Genomic DNA, 15,575 nt, shown 5'->3' on the forward strand with positions numbered 1-15,575 from the left:
TACTGCAATTTCATTCACGCCACATGTGATTACTTTTCCTTATGTTCTGATTGTTTTTTTCATTTATAGCGCCACCACTGAAAAACAGTGTCTTTATACGGGTTTGAAGTCAATGCCAGATTATTGTTCTGCTATAAAACTGCTATTCAGCACGCTGCATTGATAATACCGCTTTCATATAGTGAGTCAGATCACACTCCGCTGCGTCCTGCCAGGGCATTCAATCAATGTAAAATTAGTTAAATCCCCTTTAAATACAACCAGATAATCTCTCTTTAGCACATTTTTGTATAAATAAGATTGCCATTTGACCTGTGTACCAATTCCCGATAAGTTGGAAATCCGCTGGAAGCTTTCTGGATGAGCGGCCTGCTCATCATATTTATGCAGTAATTGAGATTCCCTCTGAAGCAAGTCCTCAAACTTGTTTACCTGCGCGAAAGGATGAAAAAGAGGGCGAATGCGAGGTCCGCGTATGAAACGCAAACCCCGTCGCCATGCTCTTTCTGTGCCTGTGCGCCACGGTAAAGTTCAGTGGGAAGCCCGACGAGCCTGGGGAGGTTCACTGATATGTTGTACGATAAATCCCTTGAGAAGGATAACTGTGGTTTCGGCCTGATCGCCCACATAGAAGGCGAACCTAGCCACAAGGTAGTGCGTACTGCTATTCACGCACTGGCCCGTATGCAGCACCGTGGCGCCATCCTTGCCGATGGTAAAACCGGCGACGGTTGCGGCCTGCTGCTGCAAAAACCGGATCGTTTCTTCCGCATCGTGGCGGAAGAGCGCGGCTGGCGTTTAGCCAAAAACTACGCTGTCGGCATGCTGTTCCTGAATCAGGATCCTGAAAAGGCTGCCGCCTCACGCCGCATCGTCGAAGAAGAACTTCAGCGTGAAACCCTATCGATTGTCGGCTGGCGCGATGTGCCAACCAACGAAGGGGTGCTCGGTGAAATCGCCCTCTCCTCGCTGCCTCGCATTGAACAGATTTTCGTCAACGCGCCTGCGGGCTGGCGTCCGCGTGATATGGAACGCCGTCTGTTTATTGCCCGCCGCCGCATTGAAAAACGTCTCCAGGACGATAAAGAGTTCTACGTCTGTAGCCTCTCTAACCTGGTGAACATCTATAAAGGTCTGTGTATGCCGGCTGACCTGCCGCGCTTCTACCTGGACCTGGCGGACCTGCGTCTGGAATCGGCCATTTGCCTGTTCCACCAGCGCTTCTCCACCAACACCGTTCCACGCTGGCCGCTGGCTCAGCCGTTCCGCTATCTGGCGCACAACGGCGAGATCAACACCATCACCGGTAACCGGCAGTGGGCCCGCGCCCGTACCTATAAATTCCAGACCCCGCTGATCCCCGATCTGCACGATGCCGCGCCGTTCGTGAACGAAACCGGCTCTGACTCCAGCTCAATGGATAACATGCTGGAACTGCTGCTGGCGGGCGGGATGGATATCGTGCGCGCTATGCGTCTGCTCGTGCCGCCGGCCTGGCAGAACAACCCGGATATGGACCCTGAGCTGCGCGCGTTCTTCGACTTTAACTCCATGCACATGGAGCCGTGGGACGGTCCGGCGGGCATCGTCATGTCCGACGGCCGTTTTGCCGCCTGTAACCTGGACCGTAACGGTCTGCGTCCGGCGCGCTACGTCATCACCAAAGACAAACTCATCACCTGCGCCTCTGAAGTCGGCATCTGGGATTACCAGCCAGATGAAGTGGTCGAGAAAGGCCGCGTCGGTCCGGGCGAGCTGATGGTTATCGACACCCGCGGTGGGCGCATTCTGCACTCCGCCGAAACCGACAACGATCTGAAAAGCCGCCATCCGTACAAAGAGTGGATGGAGAAGAACGTGCGTCGTCTGGTGCCGTTTGAAGATTTGTCGGACGAAGAAGTGGGCAGCCGCGAGCTGGACGACGATACCCTCGCAAGCTACCAGAAGCAGTTTAACTACAGCGCGGAAGAGCTGGACTCTGTCATCCGCGTGCTCGGTGAAAACGGCCAGGAAGCGGTCGGCTCGATGGGTGACGATACCCCGTTTGCCGTGCTCTCCAGCCAGCCGCGCATCATTTACGACTACTTCCGCCAGCAGTTCGCGCAGGTAACTAACCCGCCAATCGATCCGCTGCGTGAAGCGCACGTGATGTCGCTGGCCACCAGCATCGGTCGCGAGATGAACGTCTTCTGCGAGGCCGAAGGCCAGGCGCACCGTCTGACCTTTAAATCGCCGATCCTGCTGTACTCCGATTTCAAACAGCTCACCACCATGAAAGAGGAGCACTACCGCGCCGATACGCTCGATATTACTTTCGACGTGAACGAAGCGAGTCTTGAAGAGACGGTGAATGCGCTGTGCGACAAAGCCGAGCAGATGGTGCGTAACGGTACCGTTCTGCTGGTGCTGTCCGACCGCAATATCGCGAAAAACCGTCTGCCGGTACCTGCCCCGATGGCGGTTGGCGCTATCCAGACGCGTCTGGTCGATAAGAGCCTGCGCTGCGACGCCAACATCATTGTTGAAACCGCCAGCGCCCGCGATCCGCACCACTTTGCCGTGCTGCTGGGCTTCGGTGCGACGGCGATCTACCCGTACCTGGCCTACGAAACGCTGGCCCGTCTGGTGGATACCCGCGCGATCGACAAAGATTACCGCGCGGTGATGCTGAACTACCGCAACGGCATCAACAAAGGTCTGTACAAGATCATGTCCAAAATGGGCATCTCGACCATTGCCTCCTACCGCTGCTCGAAGCTGTTTGAAGCGGTCGGCCTGCATGACGAGGTCGCCAACCTCTGCTTCCAGGGCGTGGTCAGCCGCATCGGCGGCGCCGGTTTTGCTGACTTCCAGCAGGATCTGGTGAACCTGTCCAAACGCGCCTGGCTGGCACGTAAGCCGCTGGATCAGGGCGGTCTGCTGAAATACGTTCACGGCGGCGAGTATCATGCCTACAACCCGGACGTGGTGCGCACGCTGCAGCAGGCGGTTCAGAGCGGCGAATACCGTGATTATCAGCAGTATGCTGAGCTGGTGAACAACCGTCCGGCGGCAACGCTGCGCGACCTCATTGCCCTGAATCCGGGTGATGAAGCGGTCAGCATTGACGAAGTTGAACCGGCATCCGAACTGTTCAAACGCTTCGATACCGCGGCGATGTCCATCGGTGCGCTGAGCCCTGAAGCCCACGAAGCGCTGGCGGAAGCCATGAACAGCATCGGCGGCAACTCTAACTCCGGCGAAGGCGGTGAAGATCCGGCGCGCTACGGCACCAACAAGGTGTCCCGTATCAAGCAGGTGGCATCCGGCCGCTTTGGCGTAACGCCAGCGTACCTGGTCAACGCCGACGTGATTCAGATTAAGGTCGCTCAGGGTGCGAAACCGGGCGAAGGCGGTCAGTTACCGGGTGATAAAGTCACGCCGTACATCGCCAAACTGCGCTACTCGGTACCTGGCGTGACGCTGATCTCCCCGCCACCGCACCACGATATCTACTCTATCGAGGACCTGGCGCAGCTGATTTTCGACCTGAAGCAGGTCAACCCGAAGGCGATGATCTCCGTGAAGCTGGTTTCCGAACCGGGCGTCGGCACCATCGCGACCGGCGTGGCGAAGGCCTATGCGGACCTTATCACCATCGCAGGCTACGACGGCGGTACCGGTGCAAGCCCGCTCTCCTCCGTGAAATATGCGGGCTGTCCGTGGGAGCTTGGCCTGGTGGAAACCCAGCAGGCGCTGGTGGCTAACGGTCTGCGCCACAAGATCCGCCTGCAGGTGGACGGTGGCCTGAAAACCGGCCTCGACATCATCAAGGCGGCGATCCTCGGCGCGGAAAGCTTCGGCTTCGGTACCGGTCCAATGGTCGCGCTGGGCTGTAAATACCTGCGTATTTGCCACCTGAACAACTGCGCAACCGGCGTTGCAACCCAGGACGAGAAGCTGCGTAAGAACCACTATCACGGCCTGCCGTTCAAAGTAACTAACTACTTTGAGTTCATCGCCCGTGAAACCCGCGAGCTGATGGCGCAGCTGGGCGTGAAGCGTCTGGTAGACCTGATTGGCCGAACCGACCTGCTGAAAGAGCTGGAAGGCTTCACCGCCAAGCAGCAGAAGCTGGAGTTGAGCAAGCTGCTGGAAACCGCGCAGCCGCATCCTGGCAAAGCGGTCTACTGCACCGAGAACAACCCGCCGTTCGATAACGGCGTGCTGAACGCGCAGCTGCTGCAGCAGGCGAAGCCGTACGTGGATGACAAGCAGAGCAAAACGTTCTGGTTTGATATCCGCAACACTGACCGCTCCGTGGGTGCCTCCCTCTCCGGTTATATCGCGCAAACGCACGGTGACCAGGGGCTGGCAGCGGATCCGATCACCGCGCACTTCAGCGGTACCGCGGGTCAGAGCTTCGGCGTGTGGAACGCAGGCGGCGTTGAGCTGTACCTGACCGGCGATGCCAACGACTACGTCGGCAAAGGCATGGCGGGCGGTCTGCTGGCGGTGCGTCCTCCGGTCGGCTCAGCCTTCCGCAGCCATGAAGCCAGCATCATCGGTAACACCTGCCTGTACGGCGCGACCGGCGGTCGTCTGTTCGCAGCAGGCCGTGCGGGCGAGCGTTTTGCGGTGCGTAACTCCGGTGCTATCACCGTGGTGGAAGGCATTGGCGATAACGGTTGTGAATACATGACGGGCGGGATTGTTTGCGTTCTGGGTAAAACCGGCGTGAACTTCGGCGCAGGCATGACGGGCGGTTTTGCCTACGTCCTGGATGAAGACGGTGAGTTCCGCAAACGCGTGAACCCGGAGCTGGTGGAAGTGCTGGACGTTGATACGCTGGCCATTCACGAAGAACACCTGCGCGGTTTGATTACCGAACACGTGCAGCATACCGGTTCTTCGCGCGGCGAAGAGATCCTGGCGAACTGGCCAGCGTTCTCTGCGAAATTCGCGCTGGTTAAGCCGAAGTCCAGCGATGTTAAAGCCCTGTTGGGTCACCGTAGTCGTAGCGCAGCAGAGCTGCGCGTGCAGGCGCAGTAAGGAATTCAGATGAGCCAGAACGTATACCAGTTTATCGACCTGCAGCGTGTTGATCCGCCAAAGAAACCGCTGAAGATCCGCAAAATTGAATTTGTTGAAATCTACGAGCCGTTTTCAGAAGGCCAGGCCAAAGCACAGGCGGACCGCTGCCTGTCCTGCGGTAACCCTTACTGCGAATGGAAATGTCCGGTACACAACTACATCCCGAACTGGCTGAAGCTGGCCAACGAAGGACGTATTTTTGAAGCCGCCGAGCTCTCTCACCAGACCAACACCCTGCCGGAAGTGTGCGGCCGCGTGTGTCCTCAGGACCGTCTGTGCGAAGGTTCCTGTACGCTGAACGACGAGTTTGGCGCGGTGACCATCGGCAACATCGAGCGCTACATCAACGATAAAGCGTTTGAGATGGGCTGGCGTCCGGACATGACCGGCGTGAAGCAAACCGACAAGCGCGTGGCGATTATCGGCGCGGGTCCGGCGGGCCTGGCCTGTGCGGACGTGCTGACACGCAACGGCGTAAAGGCGGTGGTCTTTGACCGTCATCCGGAGATCGGCGGTCTGCTGACCTTCGGTATCCCGGCCTTCAAGCTGGAAAAAGAGGTCATGACCCGTCGCCGTGAAATCTTCACCGGCATGGGCATTGAGTTCAAACTGAACGTGGAAGTGGGCCGCGACGTGCAGCTCGACGACCTGCTGAAGGATTACGATGCCGTGTTCCTGGGCGTGGGCACCTATCAGTCCATGCGCGGTGGTCTGGAGAACGAAGACGCGCCGGGCGTATACGACGCGCTGCCGTTCCTGATCGCTAACACCAAGCAGATCATGGGCTACGGTGAAACCGCCGATGAGCCGTTCGTCAGCATGGAAGGCAAACGCGTGGTGGTGCTGGGCGGCGGTGATACCGCGATGGACTGCGTGCGTACCTCCATTCGTCAGAATGCGGCACACGTGATCTGCGCCTACCGTCGTGACGAAGAGAACATGCCGGGCTCTAAGCGCGAAGTGAAAAACGCGCGTGAAGAGGGCGTGGAGTTCCAGTTCAACATCCAGCCTCTGGGTATTGAAGTGAATGCCAACGGTAAAGTGAGCGGCGTGAAGATGGCGCGTACCGAGATGGGCGCACCGGATGCGAAAGGCCGTCGTCGTGCGGAAATCGTGGCGGGCTCTGAACACGTGATCCCAGCCGACGCCGTGGTGATGGCGTTCGGTTTCCGTCCTCACAGCATGGAGTGGCTGGCGAAGCACAGCGTTGAGCTGGATTCGCAGGGCCGCGTAATCGCGCCAGAAGGCAGCGATAATGCGTTCCAGACCAGTAACCCGAAAATATTCGCCGGTGGCGATATCGTTCGCGGTTCTGACCTGGTGGTGACGGCGATTGCCGAAGGCCGCAAGGCGGCTGAAGGGATCCTGAACTACCTGGAAGTGTAAAAAAAACAGGCCCGATTGGGCCTGTTTTTTTATTTCACGACGCGAAGAGCCGGACGACCACCGCGCGGAGGCGGATCGTCATCAGGGTCATTGTCGTCGTGATGATCGGGTTTATCGCCATCGATAAGTGACATCACCGTGTCGCTTTCGCGCTCATCAGATGCGTTGTCATCATTCAGGCTGGCAACATCTTCATCATACGCCGCTTCCGGCTCGAACATGGTACCCGCACCGTTTTCACGCGCGTAGATAGCCAGCACGGCTGCCAGAGGTACGGAAACCTGACGCGGCACGCCGCCGAAACGCGCGTTGAAGCGCACTTCATCGTTTGCCAGCTCCAGATTACCTACCGCACGCGGCGCAATGTTCAGTACGATCTGTCCGTCACGCGCGTATTCCATCGGAACCAGCACGCCCGGCAACGTCACATCCACAACCAGGTGCGGCGTGAGCTGGTTATCCAGCAGCCATTCATAGAAGGCGCGCAGCAGATACGGACGGCGTGGGGTAAGTTGTGACATTTCCACAGTCATTAGCCTCGGCCGAGACGCATTTCACGTTCCGGTTCAGTTAAAGATGCCAGGAAAGAGTCGCGTTCAAATACGCGAGTCATATAGCCTTTCAGTTCTTTCGCGCCAGGACCGCTGAACTCTACGCCCAGGGTTGGCAGACGCCACAGCAGCGGTGCCAGGTAGCAGTCCACCAGGCTGAACTCATCGCTCAGGAAGAATGGTTTCTGACCAAACACAGGGGCGATTGCCAGCAGCTCTTCACGCAGTTGCTTACGTGCAGCGTCAGCTTCAGAAGCGGAACCGCTGGTAATCACGTTCATCAGCGAGTACCAGTCTTTTTCGATACGCTGCATGTACAGGCGGCTTTCACCACGCGCGACAGGGTAAACAGGCATCAGTGGCGGATGCGGGAAACGCTCATCCAGATATTCCATAATGATACGGGATTCCCACAGGGTCAGCTCGCGATCCACCAGCGTCGGTACGCTTTGGCTCGGGTTGAGATCGATCAGATCCTGAGGCGGGTTATCCTTTTCCACATGCTCGATCTCAAAACTGACACCCTTCTCGGCCAGCACGATACGAACCTGATGGCTATAAATGTCAGTAGGACCAGAAAACAGCGTCATTACCGAACGTTTGTTGGCAGCGACAGCCATGAAAACCTCCAGGTATATTCAGAATTTTTACTGCTACCAGCCCAACAGGGGCCAGCCAGATGTTGTATCGCCCATCCCAGAGAAAACACATTGTTCAAGAATCGAACAAAAATCGAGTATTCACCGATATTTGGGCAGAAAATTGGATGATAGTTTACCAGATTTTGATGGCTTTGTGGTGAGGGGATTCTGGAAATGTGGAAAAAGAGAAGATATATGCACGGAGATTGTGGATAACCTGCGCATTATCCATAAAAAAACCCGCCGAAGCGGGTTTTTCGCCAATCGTTCTGCGTAAGCAGAATGGATTAACGTTTGGAGAACTGTGGACGACGACGTGCTTTACGCAGACCCACTTTCTTACGTTCAACCTGACGCGCGTCACGAGTAACGAAGCCAGCTTTACGCAGTTCAGAACGCAGGGATTCGTCGTACTCCATCAGAGCGCGGGTGATACCGTGACGGATCGCACCTGCCTGACCGGAGATACCACCACCTTTAACGGTGATGTACAGATCCAGTTTTTCTACCATGTCAACCAGTTCCAGCGGCTGGCGAACTACCATGCGGGCAGTTTCGCGACCGAAGTATTGTTCCAGAGAACGCTGGTTGATTACGATTTTACCACTGCCCGGTTTGATGAAAACGCGAGCTGCGGAACTTTTGCGGCGACCAGTGCCGTAGTATTGATTTTCAGCCATTGCCTATAATCCCGATTAGATGTCAAGAACTTGCGGTTGCTGTGCCGCGTGGTTGTGCTCGTTGCCTGCGTAAACTTTCAGTTTACGGAACATAGCACGACCCAGCGGGCCTTTTGGCAGCATGCCTTTAACCGCGATTTCAATCACACGCTCAGGACGGCGGGCAATCATCTCTTCAAAGGTCGCTTCTTTGATACCACCGATGTGGCCGGTGTGGTGGTAATACATTTTGTCAGTACGCTTGTTGCCGGTTACAGCAACTTTATCAGCGTTCAGAACGATGATGTAATCACCGGTATCAACGTGCGGAGTGTATTCCGCTTTATGCTTACCGCGCAGGCGACGAGCCAGTTCAGTAGCCAGACGGCCCAGAGTTTTACCGGTCGCGTCAACAACATACCAGTCGCGCTGTACGGTTTCTGGTTTAGCTGTAAAAGTTTTCATTAAAAGCTTACCCAAATAATAAGTTACACGTTGGTGAACACCCAAACGTTTAGTCAGTTGAGGTTCACACGACAAAGTCCGGCAAACCTACCCCTTCGAATAGCACATGCCGACACATAGAAAGTTTCGGGAAAAAAACCTTCTCGTAACGTGGGGTCGCAAGATTATAGAGAAGTTGAGGTCAAAGATCGACCCTTAAATGTGATTTGGAATGGGTTTTTCGGGGGTGAGTATTGTGCGGTCTGGTGCCCTCACCCCCAGCCCCTCTCCCACGGGGAGAGGGTGGCATTTATGGCATATGCTCCAGCTTCAGATACTCCTCGCTCTGCATCTCCTGCAGGCGAGACAGGCAGCGCTGGAACTCAAACTTCAGCCGCTCGCTCTGGTAGATCTCATATAAAGGGACTTCGGCGCTGACCACCAGCTTGACGTGGCGCTCATAAAACTCGTCTACCAGCGCTATGAAGCGCCGCGCCTCGCTCTCCATCAGCCGCGTCATCACCGGCACATCCAGCACCATCACGGTGTGGAACAGACGCGAAAGCGCGATGTAGTCGTGCTGGCTGCGGGCATCAACGCAGAGCGTCGTAAAGGAGACCGCCAGCGTTTGGTTTTCAACGCCGAGCGTAGGCAGCGGGCGATGGTTAATTTCGAGTTCCGGGGCGTGCTCGCGTTTTGCCCCCGCCAGCGCCAGCCAGAGCGTATCCATCTCGCGGGTGGTCTCTGCATTTAACGGCGAGAGCCACAGGTGCGCCTGGGTTAACGTGCGCAGACGATAATCGACACCGGCATCGACGTTCATGATGTCGCAGTGCTGCTTGATGGCGTCGATGGCAGGCAGGAAACGTGCGCGCTGCAGGCCGTTGCGGTACAGCTCGTCCGGCGGGATATTCGACGTGGCCACCAGCGTAATCCCGCGGGTAAATAACGCCTTCATCAGGCCGCCTAGCAGCATGGCATCGGTGATGTCAGACACAAAAAACTCATCGAAGCAGAGCACGTCCGTTTCCGCCTTGAACCGGTCGGCCACAATCTCCAGCGGATCGCTTTTACCCTGCAGCGCAGTCAGCTCTTCATGCACCCGCAGCATAAAGCGGTGGAAGTGCAGACGCTGTTTTCGCTCCCCAGGCAGGCTCTGGTAGAACAGATCCATCAGCCAGGTTTTTCCGCGACCGACCCCGCCCCACATATATAAACCGCGCACCGGCGCGTGAGCCTGTGGCGCTTTTTTACCAAGCAGCCGCCCAAATGCCGCCTTTAGCCCGCCATTCTGCTCGGTTTCAGCGGGTTTTGCCGTGAGCTCCTGGTAAATCATCTCCAGACGGTTTACCGCCTCACGTTGAACGTCATCAGGCTGATGAGTGCCCTCGTTAAGGGCCAGTTGATATCGGGATGCAGGGGACAGGTTTTGCATAATCTTATTGTTATTCCTTCAATTAACGCTCACCAGCAGACGTGACTGATGAAAAAAAGGCCGTTCTACACTACGCGATGATACGTCAGGATTCCACTTCTGCAGAAATAGCGGTTATAGTGGCATTATCAGGCACAGGCAGGAGCCGAGCCAACACCCTACGGAACAACAAGACAACGGGAGAAGTTCATGACCTGGGAATATGCGCTAATCGGTTTAGTCGTCGGCATCGTCATTGGTGCTGTGGCCATGCGTTTCGGTAATCGCAAATTGCGTCAGCAGCAGTCACTGCAATACGAACTGGAAAAGAACAAAGCCGAGCTGGAAGAGTATCGTGAAGAGCTGGTCAGCCATTTTGCCCGTAGCGCCGAGCTGCTGGACAACATGGCGACCGACTATCGTCAGCTGTATCAGCATATGGCCAAAAGCTCCAGCAGCCTGCTGCCGGAAATGACGGCGGAAACCAACCCGTTCCGCAACCGTCTGGCTGACTCTGAAGCCGGTAACGATCAGGCGCCCGTTCAGATGCCTCGCGACTATTCAGACGGCGCGTCCGGCCTGCTGCGCGGCGGTGTAAAACGCGATTAATCGCACAACCTGAATTTATTTTACGGGCGCAGCGATTGCGCCCGTCCTTTCTTCATGACCCCAGCTATCATTTAGTTAAACACCTCATTGTTCAGCGGTTTAAAATTCAATAACATCAACGTGTTTTTGGGGCCGTTTTTCCTTTATTCCAGGTTACGAGAGTCAACATCGATGAAGAAAAAAAACCAGCTGTTGAGCGCTATCGCGTTAAGTGTCGGGTTATCTCTCTCGGCGTCCGTTCCTGTATTTGCCGCCCTTCCCTCCCAGGTGCCTGGCCAGGCGGCCATTCCAAGCCTTGCTCCGATGCTGGAAAAAGTGTTGCCTGCGGTGGTCAGCGTTCAGGTTGAAGGCACGGCGGTACAAAGCCAACGCGTCCCTGAAGAACTGAAGAAATATTTTGGCGATGAGTCTCCCGACCAGCAGGCTCAGCCTTTTGAAGGCCTGGGTTCTGGCGTCATTATTGATGCGGCAAAAGGCTATATTCTGACTAACAATCATGTCATCAGCCAGGCCGATAAAATCAGCGTCCAGCTAAACGATGGCCGCGAATTTGATGCCAAACTGATTGGCGGCGATGACCAGAGCGACATCGCGCTGCTGCAGGTGCAAAACCCAAGCAACCTGACCCAGATTGCCATCGCGGATTCCGATAAACTGCGCGTCGGCGACTTTGCCGTCGCCGTGGGCAACCCCTTTGGCTTAGGGCAAACCGCCACCTCCGGGATCGTCTCCGCGCTCGGGCGCAGCGGCCTCAATCTGGAAGGGCTGGAAAACTTTATCCAGACCGATGCCTCAATCAACCGCGGGAACTCCGGCGGGGCATTGCTCAACCTTAACGGTGAGCTGATTGGGATTAACACGGCGATTCTTGCCCCGGGCGGCGGCAGCATTGGGATCGGTTTTGCAATTCCCAGCAATATGGCCAAAACGCTGGCACAGCAGCTCATTCAGTTCGGTGAAATCAAACGCGGGCTTCTGGGAATTAAAGGTATGGAGATGAGCGCGGATATCGCAAAAGCGTTTAACATCAACGTACAGCGCGGGGCGTTTGTCAGTGAAGTGCTGCCTAACTCCGGCTCGGCAAAAGCAGGTATCAAATCGGGCGATGTGATCGTCAGCCTCAACGACAAGCCGCTGAGCAGCTTTGCCGAGCTGCGCTCGCGGATAGCCACCACCGAACCCGGCGCCAAAGTGAAGCTGGGTCTGATCCGTGACGGTAAGCCGCTGGACGTTGAAGTAACGCTGGATAAGAGCACCTCGTCCTCTGCCAGTGCGGAGCTGATCGCCCCGGCGCTGCAGGGTGCGACGCTGAGCGATGGACAGCTGAAAGACGGTACGAAAGGCATTCGCATCGACACCGTTGAGAAGAGCAGCCCTGCCGCACAGGCCGGATTGCATCAGGAAGATGTGATCATTGGCGTTAACCGCAATCGCGTGCAGTCCATTGCCGAACTGCGCAAGGTGCTGGAAAGTAAACCGGCGGTTATTGCCCTGCAGGTCATGCGTGGCAATGAGTCAATCTATATTCTGTTGCGCTAAGCATTTGCGACCCGGACATCACCGCTGCGTGTGATGTCCGGATAACTCATGTTATGCTGCAAATCGTTCCTTTTTTAACGACACGCGCATCATGCTTTCAAAGCTCTTACGTTCTATTGTCATCGGTTTGATTGTCGCTGGCCTGCTGCTGCTGGCGCTGCCGTCTTTACGTCAGTTCAATAAACTGTCGGCTCCCCAGTTCGATAGCACGGATGAAACGCCGGCCACCTATAACCAGGCCGTCCGCCGAGCCGCACCTGCCGTGGTTAACGTCTATAACCGTGGCCTGAATACCTCAGCCCACAACCAGCTGGAGATCCGCACCCTCGGCTCCGGCGTGATCATGGACGAGCGCGGCTACATTATTACCAACAAGCACGTGATAAACGATGCCGACCAGATTATCGTCGCCCTGCAGGATGGCCGCGTGTTTGAGGCATTACTCGTTGGCTCTGACAGCCTGACCGACCTCGCCGTCCTGAAGATTAACGCCACGGGCGGTTTGCCGGTCATCCCGATCAACCGTAAACGTACCCCGCATATTGGTGACGTCGTCCTGGCGATTGGTAACCCTTACAACCTGGGCCAGACCATCACTCAGGGGATTATCAGCGCGACCGGTCGTATCGGTTTGAACCCCTCCGGGCGGCAGAACTTCCTGCAAACCGATGCCTCCATCAACCACGGTAACTCCGGCGGGGCGCTGGTCAACTCGCTGGGCGAACTGATGGGCATCAACACCCTCTCGTTCGATAAGAGTAACGACGGTGAGACGCCGGAAGGGATCGGCTTTGCCATTCCGTTCCAGCTGGCAACCAAAATTATGGATAAGCTGATCCGCGACGGACGCGTGATCCGCGGCTATATCGGTATCGGTGGCCGTGAAATTGCGCCGATGCATACCCAGGGTGGCGGTATCGATCAGATCCAGGGCATCGTGGTGAACGAGGTGGCACCGGGTGGTCCGGCGGCTAACGCGGGGATTCAGGTCAATGACGTCATTGTGTCGGTCAACGGCACGCCTGCGATTTCTGCGCTGGAGACGATGGACCAGGTGGCAGAAATTCGCCCGGGCTCTATCATCCCGGTCGAAGTCATGCGCAACGATAAGAAACTGACGCTGCAAGTCACCATTCAGGAATACCCGGCAACGAACTGACAGGCATAAAAAAACGGAGCGATAAGCTCCGTTTTTTTTGCCGGGAGACGATTCGTATTACTTGTTAACGAACTCTTCGCCCAGGGTGATATCTTTCTTCAGCGTATCCAGCATGCCTTCCATCGCGTGTTGTTCAAACGCGCTCAGCGTACCAATGGATTTACGCTCTTCGATACCGTTTTTACCCAGCAGCAGCGGCTGAGAGAAGAAGCGAGCGTGTTCGCCATCGCCTTCAACGTAAGCGCATTCAACAACACCTTTCTCGCCCTGCAGAGCGCGAACCAGTGACAGACCAAAACGCGCAGCCGCCTGGCCCATAGACAGGGTTGCAGAACCGCCACCCGCCTTCGCTTCCACCACTTCGGTGCCCGCGTTCTGGATGCGTTTAGTCAGGTCAGCCACTTCCTGCTCGGTGAAGCTCACGCCTGGGATCTGCGACAGCAGAGGCAGGATGGTGACGCCAGAGTGACCGCCGATGACCGGAACTTCCACTTCTGTTGGCTGTTTGCCTTTCAGCTCAGCAACAAAGGTGTTGGAACGGATGATATCCAGCGTGGTCACGCCGAACAGTTTATTTTTGTCGTAGACACCCGCTTTCTTCAGCACTTCTGCCGCGATAGCCACGGTGGTGTTCACCGGGTTAGTGATAATCCCGATGCATGCTTTCGGGCAGATTTCTGCAATCTGCTGCACCAGGTTTTTCACGATGCCCGCGTTGACGTTGAACAGGTCTGAACGATCCATGCCTGGCTTACGCGCCACGCCTGCAGAAATCAGCACCACGTCGGCACCCTGCAGTGCAGGACGTGCATCTTCACCGGAGAAGCCTTTGATTTTTACAGCAGTCGGGATGTGGCTCAGGTCAACCGCCACACCTGGGGTTACCGGGGCAATATCGTACAGGGAGAGTTCTGAGCCTGAAGGCAGTTGGGTTTTCAGTAGTAGGGCAAGCGCCTGGCCGATACCACCAGCAGCGCCGAGGACTGCGACTTTCATCCTAAACTCCTTATTATGGTTAACTTAAGTATCTGTAAATCCGTTGCGGCGACCATAATTCAGCAAGTAAATAATTACAATTTTCGTAGCTAAAGAATTTGAGGTCACGCGACTTTATCTCTCATCAGAAGACTATCTGACGACAGAGGGCAACGCTTTAAGAGGTGGTTACAATACACCCTGCCCCGCCACCAAAACAACATCATTTTGATAACATTTAATTTACTTTTAAGCTTATTTGCGCGGCGTGACCCAGGCATGTTTTCTGATAACGAAATCTGATAAAATTACTCCCTTTCATAACATTATTTCAGCCTGGCGCTGAGTAGATAATTTGCATAAAAATTCATCCACATGCATAATAATGTTGTTTCTATCGTCATATTCCGGGTGACTTATGCGAAGCTCGTCTAAGCAAGAAGAATTAGTAAAGGCGTTTAAGGCGCTACTTAAAGAAGAGAAATTCAGTTCTCAGGGAGAAATTGTTCAGGCGCTGCAGGAACAAGGCTTCGATAACATCAACCAGTCGAAAGTCTCCCGCATGTTAACGAAGTTTGGCGCGGTGCGTACCCGTAACGCCAAGATGGAGATGGTCTATTGCCTGCCGGCAGAACTTGGCGTGCCGACCACCTCCAGCCCGCTCAAGAATCTGGTTCTGGATATCGATTATAACGACGCCGTTGTGGTGATCCACACAAGCCCGGGTGCCGCACAGCTGATTGCCCGCATGCTGGACTCGTTGGGTAAAACGGAAGGCATCCTCGGGACTATCGCCGGCGATGACACCATCTTTACCACACCGGCTAGCGGTTTCTCCGTGAAGGACCTCCACGAAGCGATTCTGGTTCTGTTCGAACAGGAACTCTAATCCCCTCTCCCCGTAGCGCCGCTGCGGGGATCGTTCTGCTTCCGCTGCGTTTCCCCCTCTTTTCAACTGCCCTTCACTTTGACAAATAGTGCTTTTTACCACCCATTAACATTCATCTGGTGAATGCTAAATCAAAAAATCGCACAAAAAATCAAAAGCGGATATCCATATGATTTAATTAGATATGACCGTCAGAAGTGGACAAAAAACACCCAATATTATGCAATTTGGTTATA

Annotated in this window: 12 protein-coding genes; 6 read left to right on the forward strand and 6 right to left on the reverse strand. The window is 55.4% G+C overall.

Annotated elements, in window-relative coordinates; translation table 11 throughout:
* Positions 1-570: 570 nt before the first annotated feature.
* Positions 571-5,031: a glutamate synthase large subunit gene (gene gltB, locus V1587_RS00370; RefSeq protein WP_371899197.1), complete on the forward strand. Its 4,461-nt coding sequence runs from the start codon at positions 571-573 to the stop codon at positions 5,029-5,031.
* Between the two features lie 9 nt (positions 5,032-5,040).
* Entirely contained in the window at positions 5,041-6,459 is a 1,419-nt protein-coding gene (gltD, locus tag V1587_RS00375; protein WP_371899198.1) for a glutamate synthase subunit GltD, read from the forward strand.
* A gap of 29 nt (positions 6,460-6,488) precedes the next feature.
* Here the strand turns inward: gltD and sspB are convergent, their stop codons facing one another.
* From sspB to zapE, 5 genes are all read right to left on the reverse strand, one after another.
* The gene (gene sspB / locus V1587_RS00380) at positions 6,489-6,986 is read right to left on the reverse strand and encodes a ClpXP protease specificity-enhancing factor (protein WP_024906337.1); all 498 of its coding nucleotides are present in this window, start codon (positions 6,984-6,986) and stop codon (positions 6,489-6,491) included.
* A 5-nt stretch (positions 6,987-6,991) separates the two neighbouring features.
* Positions 6,992-7,630, reverse strand: coding sequence for a stringent starvation protein SspA (gene sspA / locus V1587_RS00385; protein ID WP_014885418.1), 639 nt, complete (start codon positions 7,628-7,630; stop codon positions 6,992-6,994).
* A 308-nt stretch (positions 7,631-7,938) separates the two neighbouring features.
* Entirely contained in the window at positions 7,939-8,331 is a 393-nt protein-coding gene (gene rpsI / locus V1587_RS00390) for a 30S ribosomal protein S9 (protein WP_003860436.1), read from the reverse strand.
* A gap of 15 nt (positions 8,332-8,346) precedes the next feature.
* The gene (gene rplM, locus V1587_RS00395) at positions 8,347-8,775 is read right to left on the reverse strand and encodes a 50S ribosomal protein L13 (RefSeq protein ID WP_003860434.1); all 429 of its coding nucleotides are present in this window, start codon (positions 8,773-8,775) and stop codon (positions 8,347-8,349) included.
* A 289-nt stretch (positions 8,776-9,064) separates the two neighbouring features.
* A complete protein-coding gene (gene zapE / locus V1587_RS00400) occupies positions 9,065-10,189 on the reverse strand; it encodes a cell division protein ZapE (RefSeq protein ID WP_371899199.1) in 1,125 nt (374 codons plus the stop codon).
* Positions 10,190-10,378: 189 nt separating this feature from the next.
* Between zapE and zapG the strand changes: the two genes are divergently transcribed.
* From zapG to degS, 3 genes are all read left to right on the forward strand, one after another.
* The gene (zapG, locus tag V1587_RS00405) at positions 10,379-10,777 is read left to right on the forward strand and encodes a Z-ring associated protein ZapG (RefSeq protein WP_008502832.1); all 399 of its coding nucleotides are present in this window, start codon (positions 10,379-10,381) and stop codon (positions 10,775-10,777) included.
* 171 nt (positions 10,778-10,948) lie between these two features.
* Positions 10,949-12,316 carry a serine endoprotease DegQ gene (gene degQ / locus V1587_RS00410; protein ID WP_032653656.1) on the forward strand — a complete coding sequence of 456 codons (1,368 nt, stop codon included), beginning with the start codon at positions 10,949-10,951 and terminating at the stop codon, positions 12,314-12,316.
* A 91-nt stretch (positions 12,317-12,407) separates the two neighbouring features.
* Complete coding sequence (degS, locus tag V1587_RS00415; RefSeq protein ID WP_371899200.1) at positions 12,408-13,475, forward strand: outer membrane-stress sensor serine endopeptidase DegS; 1,068 nt, start codon at positions 12,408-12,410, stop codon at positions 13,473-13,475.
* Between the two features lie 57 nt (positions 13,476-13,532).
* On the opposite strand, the gene mdh is transcribed toward degS, so the two are convergent.
* The gene (mdh, locus tag V1587_RS00420; protein ID WP_023309387.1) at positions 13,533-14,471 is read right to left on the reverse strand and encodes a malate dehydrogenase; all 939 of its coding nucleotides are present in this window, start codon (positions 14,469-14,471) and stop codon (positions 13,533-13,535) included.
* Positions 14,472-14,868: 397 nt separating this feature from the next.
* Here mdh and argR point away from each other — a divergent pair, with 397 nt between their 5' ends.
* A complete protein-coding gene (argR, locus tag V1587_RS00425) occupies positions 14,869-15,339 on the forward strand; it encodes a transcriptional regulator ArgR (protein WP_008502836.1) in 471 nt (156 codons plus the stop codon).
* The last annotated feature ends 236 nt before the right edge of the window (positions 15,340-15,575 follow it).

It is taken from the genome of Enterobacter sp. ECC-249, assembly GCF_043965265.1.
GTDB lineage: Bacteria > Pseudomonadota > Gammaproteobacteria > Enterobacterales > Enterobacteriaceae > Enterobacter > Enterobacter quasiroggenkampii.